Raw genomic sequence first — 6,884 nt, 5'->3', positions numbered from 1 at the left:
GCTCGATCCGGGACCACTCTTCGTCGCTTAGATAAAATAACTTTCTGCCCATCCAAACCTCCTATCATCAGAAAGCTTGAATCACAGTTCCAATGTCACGAAAAGCACCAATTGAGTACAGACCCTAAAGCCCCTGGTGTCGACAACATGAGTATCGGCGCCCACAACACGGTCCGTATTATGGCAGCAGACGATCTGAAACGCCGACGAACGGCGGTGTGTCACCATGGAGATCACAGCCGTCCGCTGGACTGCTTCCGTCCCGCCGACACCCGTCTGACCGTCGAGGATCGAAACTGTGTGGACGATGTGAATGTCGGGTGTCAGCTCGCGCACGGAAAGCTCTGTGATCTCGACACGTGCATTCTCGAAAATATGGCGGAAGCCATAGTCGTGCGCCTTGCGGATCGCCCGGCGGTCGTGCCACCAGAGGCCGACCACGTTCACGAAGTCCGCGTCCTCAACGAAGAGCGCCGCGATGCCGTCGGCATCGCCCTCGTTCCATCGGTCGAAAAACGCGCGCGCGACGGCTTCGCCGGTTTCGTACATGTGGGTCTCCATCAATAACAGGCTACATTCGAAACGGGTTGGTGACGATGGCGATGTGGGGTCGTTATCATTCAGTCCGCGGCGCTGGCACCCCCGGCGCTCCAACCATTGCGGTGCAGGTAGGTCTCTAAATCCATTGCGTCCGGATGCCAGCGTTTTAGATAGGCCGGCGCGCCGTCCATCCCGAAGCTGTCAAAATAGCGATACATTAACATCAGTTCCTCGCCCTGCTCGGCGATGCATTGGTCCCAACTCACCTGTTCGAAACGCAGTGGGTGGCCCGTCACCCGCGACAGCGTTGCGGTGATGTCGTGCATGGTCGACACGTCGCCGGCCAGCGGCATGATCCGACCGCTCCAGATACCCGGGTGTTCGAACGCGTTGACGACCATTGCGGCGATGTCCGCCACGGCGATCTGACGATAGTGAGTATCGGGCCTGACCGGATAGCGTACCACGCCGGTCTCGAGGATTGCCTCGCGATCCCACTCCCAATTGTCCATGAAGGCAGCGGGACGGAAAACCGTCCAGGGTTTATCGAGCGCACGCACCTGCGTTTCCACCCGCCATTTGCTCTCAAGATGCGGCACGCCCGTGTTGCGATCCACCGTCGAAGCGCCTGTGTAGACGATGTGCCCGATATCCGAGCTTGCCGCGGCTTCCGTGAGGTTGATGCCCTGGCGCAGCTCGGCCTCGACGCCGGCTTCGAGGAAATCCTGTACGGAGAAGAGGGCAGCGGCTCCGCTGAGGGCGGCGTTGAGTGAGATCGGATCTTCCAGGTCAGCCTGGACGACTTCGGCGCCTTTTTTGGCGAGTGCCCGCGCCGTCGCTTTGCCGGGGCTGCGTGTCAAAGCGCGGACTCTATGGCCACGCTCCAGCAGACGGTTTGCTACCGCGCCGCCCTGTTTGCCTGTTGCGCCCGCCACGGCGATCGGGCGGTCGTAGATTTTTGAGTTTGCCATCTCTTCGTCTCCTTGCGTTGGTTGCAACGAAGATAGGCAGCAGCAATTTCGCGAAGAAGATGCTGGTTTGCGCATCTGATGCGTATTTCTGCAGCATCAGGCAGCGATGCGTTTCATCGTCTGAATGAAAGCCTGCACTTTGGCGGAGCGGTGCAGGTCGACATGTGTGACGGCCCAGACTTGCTCGTGCCAGCCATCCAGCGGAGACGCCAGTTCGCAAAGACTCGTGCGGTCGGCCATGGACCTGGGTAAAAAGCCGGCGGCGGTGCCTGCGCGAACTGCAGCCCAGAGTACGGCCACACTGTCGCTGGTCAGCATGATGTCCTCTGTTGCGACGTTCTCGGTCAGCCAATCGAAATAGGGCGTCTTCGGCGCATGTCCGCCGGGACCGACGAAGCGGCGCTTACCGTTTCGCGGACCGTAGAGGCCGACTGGCAGTTTCTGAACAGGCAGTACGACATTGTCTGGGTGATCCGGCTTAGGACCGACCCGAAACGCGATGTCGGCCTCGCCATATTCCAATTTCAAGACACGGTCGCTGCTGACCAGATGCACGTTTATGCGAGGATAGCTGTTCTGAAACGCGGTTACGATGGGAAGGACGACTGGGACCAGAACATCGACGGATGTGACCGTGATCGCGCCCGTCAGATCATCGAGACTGCCGCGCGCCAACCGCATCAGCTCGCCGAACTGAGCGTCGGTGGCATCAGCCACACGTAACAACTCCTCACCCAGTTCCGTCGGTGAAAAACCCCGCGCATGACGTTGAAAGAGCTTGGCTCCGAGCGCGGCTTCCAGTGAATCGATATGGCGGGTCACCGTAGCCCGGTGAACACCAAGTGCCTGCGCCGCTGCGCTGATCGTGCCAAGCCGAGCAACGTGAGCCGCAGTGCGGATCTCATCCCAGTTCTGCATGTCGCGTAAATGCGCATAAGATACGCATTTTCCAATCTGGTAAACATAATCGCGACAATAGAGAAATGACCTTCGAAATCAAACCTGGGTGCTGGATGCCTGGTTAATCCAAGGCGATCAAGTCTGCGTCACCGACGATCACGAGTTCGGTAAAAAGACGATCTTTCGTATCGGTGATTTCTACGAAGCGGACGCCGTGAAATTGCAGAGCCTTCGCCATGCTTACCGTGACAAGTCCAACGCCGATACCTCCTGCAACGATCGCGAGTTGCGAATGAACGCGCGGTGCACTCGCGGCCACGCGCAAGGTGGCGTTGTGTTCGAAAGCAAGGCGTTCGATTGCCCCCATGAGCGACGGTCCCTGTTCGCGCGGGAACAGAACGAAGGGTTCGGTGGCGATCTCGGCGAAGGCGAGTTCCGTGCGATCCGCCAGGGCATGACGGTCCGGCAGAGCCGCCAAAAAGGGATCGCGCCCCAGTGAGCGCTGCGGCAGGTCCTTCACGTCGATCGGTGGATGCAGCAACCCGACGTCAATCCGGCCTTCGATAAGTGCGCTCTGCTGTTCGGGGGTCGTCATCTCCGCCAGGTCGACCGGCCGCCCCTCAATCGACGACAGCAACTCTTGCAACGCTCCATTCAGGGCTGCACTGACGAAGCCAATCCTTATGAGAGGATTGGCTTCGAGCGTGCGCCGCACACGTCCTTCTGCACGATCAAGCCGTGCGAGCAGGTCCATGGCTTCCTCCGCCAGAACCCGGCCTGCGGTGGTCAACGTCATGCCTTTGGGCAGGCGTTCAAAAAGAGTGAGACCCAAATCATTTTCCAGGCGTTTGATTGCCTGTGTCAGGGGTGGTTGGGAAATGTTCAGCTTTGCGGCACCTCCGCGAACCGAGCCGGCTTCGGCGACCGCGAGAAACTGACGGAGGACCCTATGATCGAGTGCGGAACGCGCCATAGCTGCAAACTCATTGCGATACTTAAAAAAGATCGATAATGACGAATATAGTATTATCTTCAGATCGATTTGCTGTCCATCTCCGTAGCAACTGCAAGCCGCTCGGAGAAAAGCCACATGCCAAGATCGAAATCCAAAATCAAAACCCAATCATCCATTGCCGCGCTTGTCGTGGGCGGGTTCGTTTGTCCGGTCGCCGCGGAGGCCACACGGACCGACTTTAATTTGGCGTCTGCACCAGGAATCGAACTTTTTGTGAGGCAGGTCGAAGATGTGCGCGCACAGAACCGACGCGGTCCGGTGCTGCTCCTTCATGGCGCAAGGGTTGGCGGCGTCGCCTCGTTTGATGTGGATGTCGGTGAAGTGTCGCTGGCGGAGGATCTGGCTGAAGTCGGTCATACCGTCTACATCGCGGATCTACGCGGTTATGGTCGCTCGGACTTCCCGGCGTCGATGACCGTCGACCGCTTTGCGTCTCCTCCGGCTGTGCCAACGGCGGTTGCGGTTGAGGACGTCAAGGCCGTGTTGGACGAAATCTCCGCCCGCCACGCGAACGAACCCATCGGCGCAATGGGATGGGCTACAGGGTCGCACTGGCTCGCGGCAACCGAAGCCGCGCATCCGGGTTCCATCGACAATCTGGTGTTTTACAATTCCGTCTATGGCGGCGGGGGTGAATGGCGTTTGACGGAGAACTTCGCAGTACCTGGTGCGCCTGCCACATTCAACTACGAAAAATTCGGGGCTTATCGTCTCTCCGATACCCAGAGTCTCGTCGGTCGCTGGACTGAAGCTGAAGGGATCAGCGAAGCCTTTGTGAACCGCTACGTCGAGCTCGCGATGGAGGGGGATGCGACCGCGGCGGAACGGGAGCCCGCCGCTTTTCGCCATCCCTCCGGCCCGATCGCAGACACGCTGAAGGCGGTGCATGAAGGACCGCTTTATGACGCCGGAGTGATCCGCGCGAACGTCCTCATCCTGCGTTCGGAAAACGACTTTTGGTCGCGTCCGGCAGATGTCGAGACCATGGCGCGTGACCTGTCGAACGCAGGCGATGTCACTCTAAAGAGGTTGCCGGGCGCCTCGCATTACGTGCACCTCGAGCCGGGTGAAGGACGCGACAGATTTTTCAGGATCGTGACGGATTACCTTGATGATGGCCATCTCGATGACCCTTCAGGCAGTGACGGCGCTAAAAGATAATTCTGCTTGCCGGGTGATAGCAACTCTCGCCGTGTTCGCAAAACAGGAGCCTATCCATGACGATGTTACGATCAATTTTCGCGTTTTTGCTGATGATCTTCGTTGCAGGGCAGGCAAGCGCTCAAACGAAGCCGGAGCGTGTGATCATGCTCTATATCGACGGTCTTCATCCTGATGCCATAGACCGGTTTGAGCTTCGAACGCTTGCCGCGATGCGGACGCGGGGCGCAAGCGCGAGGGAAGGGGTGATGCCGTTTCCCGCCCATCCGACAATCGGAGCCTACGGCGACTGGCACACCACATCCTTTCCGAATGTTATGGCTTTGGCCGGCACCGCCTTTCTCAGTGAACGGCCAGTCTATCTGCAACATAGCTTCGTCAACGACGGGATTACCCTGCATGCCGCCGGCAGCAGGTCATACCGCTCCCTGAACGATGGCTTCGACTACACGCTGACGCGCGGTAACGTGACCGACACAGCACTGGTCGACTTTTACATCAAGACATTTGAGCACGAGGGTGATGTTCTCTTTGCACGTATCATGTTGCAGGAAACCGGCAACGCCGGCCGGCTGCAATCTGCCCAGAACCTGTCCAATGACCCTTGGTCACAGGATGTCTTCGCGCCGAATTCTCCCTATGGTGTGGCGCTTCGAAACGCGGATCGTCAGATCGAGCGGCTGCGTGAGTTCCTGTCCAGTCGCGGTGAACTGGACAGCACACTCTTTGTGTTGATGGGTGACGGACAGTCGCCCCATGGATGGCACCTGGATCTCGACCCGGAAAGCGCACGGACTCCCATCGTCTTCGATGGCCCGGGGATCCGAACCGCGACAGAGATCGACTATGCCGAAACCATTGATGTTGCACCGACGATTGCAGCTTTGATGGGTGTTCGTGCCCCTAATTCGGACGGCGGAAGCGGCCGCGTTCTGACGAGCCTCATCACGAACGGCATGTCACTCACGCACCCCCGCCCGATCTCAAGGATCAATGTCCAGATTCGTGAGCATGCCCGGCTTTGGGCGCGCGCAGTTCTGGCGGCGGCCGAGGACCTGGCCATGAACGTTCTCCTCATGCATCTGAAACACGAGCTTCTATCGGACCACCAATTCTATGGCCCCTCGCGAGTCATGGAGTGGTCGGAGGCGGGCTCGCTCGATGACATGATTGCGGCGAATGCGTGGGTCAACGACGCTCTGAGAGAGGCCCTTGACCGGTGCGTTTTCCCTTTCGCAACTGACAAAAACCATTAGAGGGTCTCATATATCTGGTACACGCGTAGCCCGGATCCGGGTTAACGGACCTAGCGCATGAGACTTTCACTTTTTGTCCGACGTCGTTCCCAGCGTCGAAGCCGACGGGTTGCTGGAGACACGAAGCTGCCCTGGAACGGAGATTTAACCCGCCTCCCCATAAGATCCGTCCACAACCACATTAAAGAAGCTTTTCACCAGCCGCAGGTCGCGCTTATCGGCAGGGGTCACGATGCAGAGGCTGTGAGCCTCGTTCATTTCCTCGACCTCGACGGCGGCCAGGTGGTTCGACGGAAACTGGCCGTCTTCCAGCATGAGCCCTATGCCGACGCCGTGGAGGATGGCTTCCTTGACCACCGGAAAGCTGGTGGTCTTGATCAGGCGAGAGAAGGTGATGCCGAGTTTCTTGGCCTTGGCACTGATCAGCTTTTGAGTCAGGGAACCGTCTTCAGGCAGGATGAGGATTTCGTCGGCGAGATCCCTCAAGTCTATTTTTTTGCGCTTTGCGATGGGGTGGTCTTTGCGCACGAAGGCCTTGTAGCGGGAGATGCCGATGTCGCGGATGAAGAGATCGTCGCTGCGTTCCGGCGAGACGATGACCGCGATTTCAACCTCCCGTTCGCGCAGCTTGCGCATTGCCATGGTCCAGCTTGCCAGCGAGAACTCGATCTGAACCTGGGGATAGAGCGCACTGTAGCGGGCGATGGAGGGCAGAGCCGGGCGGGGGGCGTTGGCGATGATGCGCAGGTTGCCGGCGGAGAGCTCGCTGTAGTCGTCGATCTTCTCGGCGATCAGTTGCTCCAGGGTACGCAGGCGGTCGGAGACCGCGAAAAGATCCTGTCCGGCCCTGGTCAGTTCCAGGCCTTCGCGCCGCCGTATCAGCAACTGCGTGCCCATCAGGCGCTCCAGTTTCGCCACATGCTGGGTAATCGAGGACTGCGTCACCCCTAAAACAGCTGCAGCATTGGAAAAAGATTTCTCCCGCGCCGCATGGGTGAAGGCGGTGATCTGATAGGGGCTTGGTCTCATTGCTTCAGGTCC

The 6,884-nt window shown here is 58.8% G+C and carries 7 protein-coding genes; 2 read left to right on the top strand and 5 right to left on the bottom strand.

Going from position 1 to position 6,884, the window contains the following annotated elements:
- Positions 1–81: 81 nt before the first annotated feature.
- The 4 genes from FKG95_RS17155 to FKG95_RS17140 form a co-directional block, all read right to left on the bottom strand.
- Positions 82–549, bottom strand: coding sequence for an SgcJ/EcaC family oxidoreductase (locus FKG95_RS17155; protein WP_142897598.1), 468 nt, complete (start codon positions 547–549; stop codon positions 82–84).
- Between the two features lie 71 nt (positions 550–620).
- The gene (locus FKG95_RS17150; RefSeq protein ID WP_179954137.1) at positions 621–1,511 is read right to left on the bottom strand and encodes an NmrA/HSCARG family protein; all 891 of its coding nucleotides are present in this window, start codon (positions 1,509–1,511) and stop codon (positions 621–623) included.
- 96 nt (positions 1,512–1,607) lie between these two features.
- Positions 1,608–2,429, bottom strand: a complete 822-nt coding sequence (locus FKG95_RS17145) for a LysR family transcriptional regulator (RefSeq protein WP_142897596.1) — start codon at positions 2,427–2,429, stop codon at positions 1,608–1,610.
- 103 nt (positions 2,430–2,532) lie between these two features.
- Positions 2,533–3,384: a LysR family transcriptional regulator gene (locus FKG95_RS17140; RefSeq protein WP_142897595.1), complete on the bottom strand. Its 852-nt coding sequence runs from the start codon at positions 3,382–3,384 to the stop codon at positions 2,533–2,535.
- A 117-nt stretch (positions 3,385–3,501) separates the two neighbouring features.
- Between FKG95_RS17140 and FKG95_RS17135 the strand changes: the two genes are divergently transcribed.
- Together FKG95_RS17135 and FKG95_RS17130 are read left to right on the top strand one after the other, a co-directional pair.
- The gene (locus FKG95_RS17135; RefSeq protein ID WP_142897594.1) at positions 3,502–4,587 is read left to right on the top strand and encodes an alpha/beta hydrolase; all 1,086 of its coding nucleotides are present in this window, start codon (positions 3,502–3,504) and stop codon (positions 4,585–4,587) included.
- Between the two features lie 56 nt (positions 4,588–4,643).
- Positions 4,644–5,843, top strand: coding sequence for an alkaline phosphatase family protein (locus FKG95_RS17130; RefSeq protein WP_142897593.1), 1,200 nt, complete (start codon positions 4,644–4,646; stop codon positions 5,841–5,843).
- 144 nt (positions 5,844–5,987) lie between these two features.
- Here the strand turns inward: FKG95_RS17130 and FKG95_RS17125 are convergent, their stop codons facing one another.
- Complete coding sequence (locus tag FKG95_RS17125) at positions 5,988–6,872, bottom strand: LysR family transcriptional regulator (protein WP_142897592.1); 885 nt, start codon at positions 6,870–6,872, stop codon at positions 5,988–5,990.
- Positions 6,873–6,884: the final 12 nt, after the last annotated feature.

Source organism: Denitrobaculum tricleocarpae (assembly GCF_007004665.1).
GTDB lineage: Bacteria > Pseudomonadota > Alphaproteobacteria > Kiloniellales > Kiloniellaceae > Denitrobaculum > Denitrobaculum tricleocarpae.
Note: the sequence above shows the minus strand (reverse complement) of the source record. Positions and strands in the feature narration are given on the sequence as shown.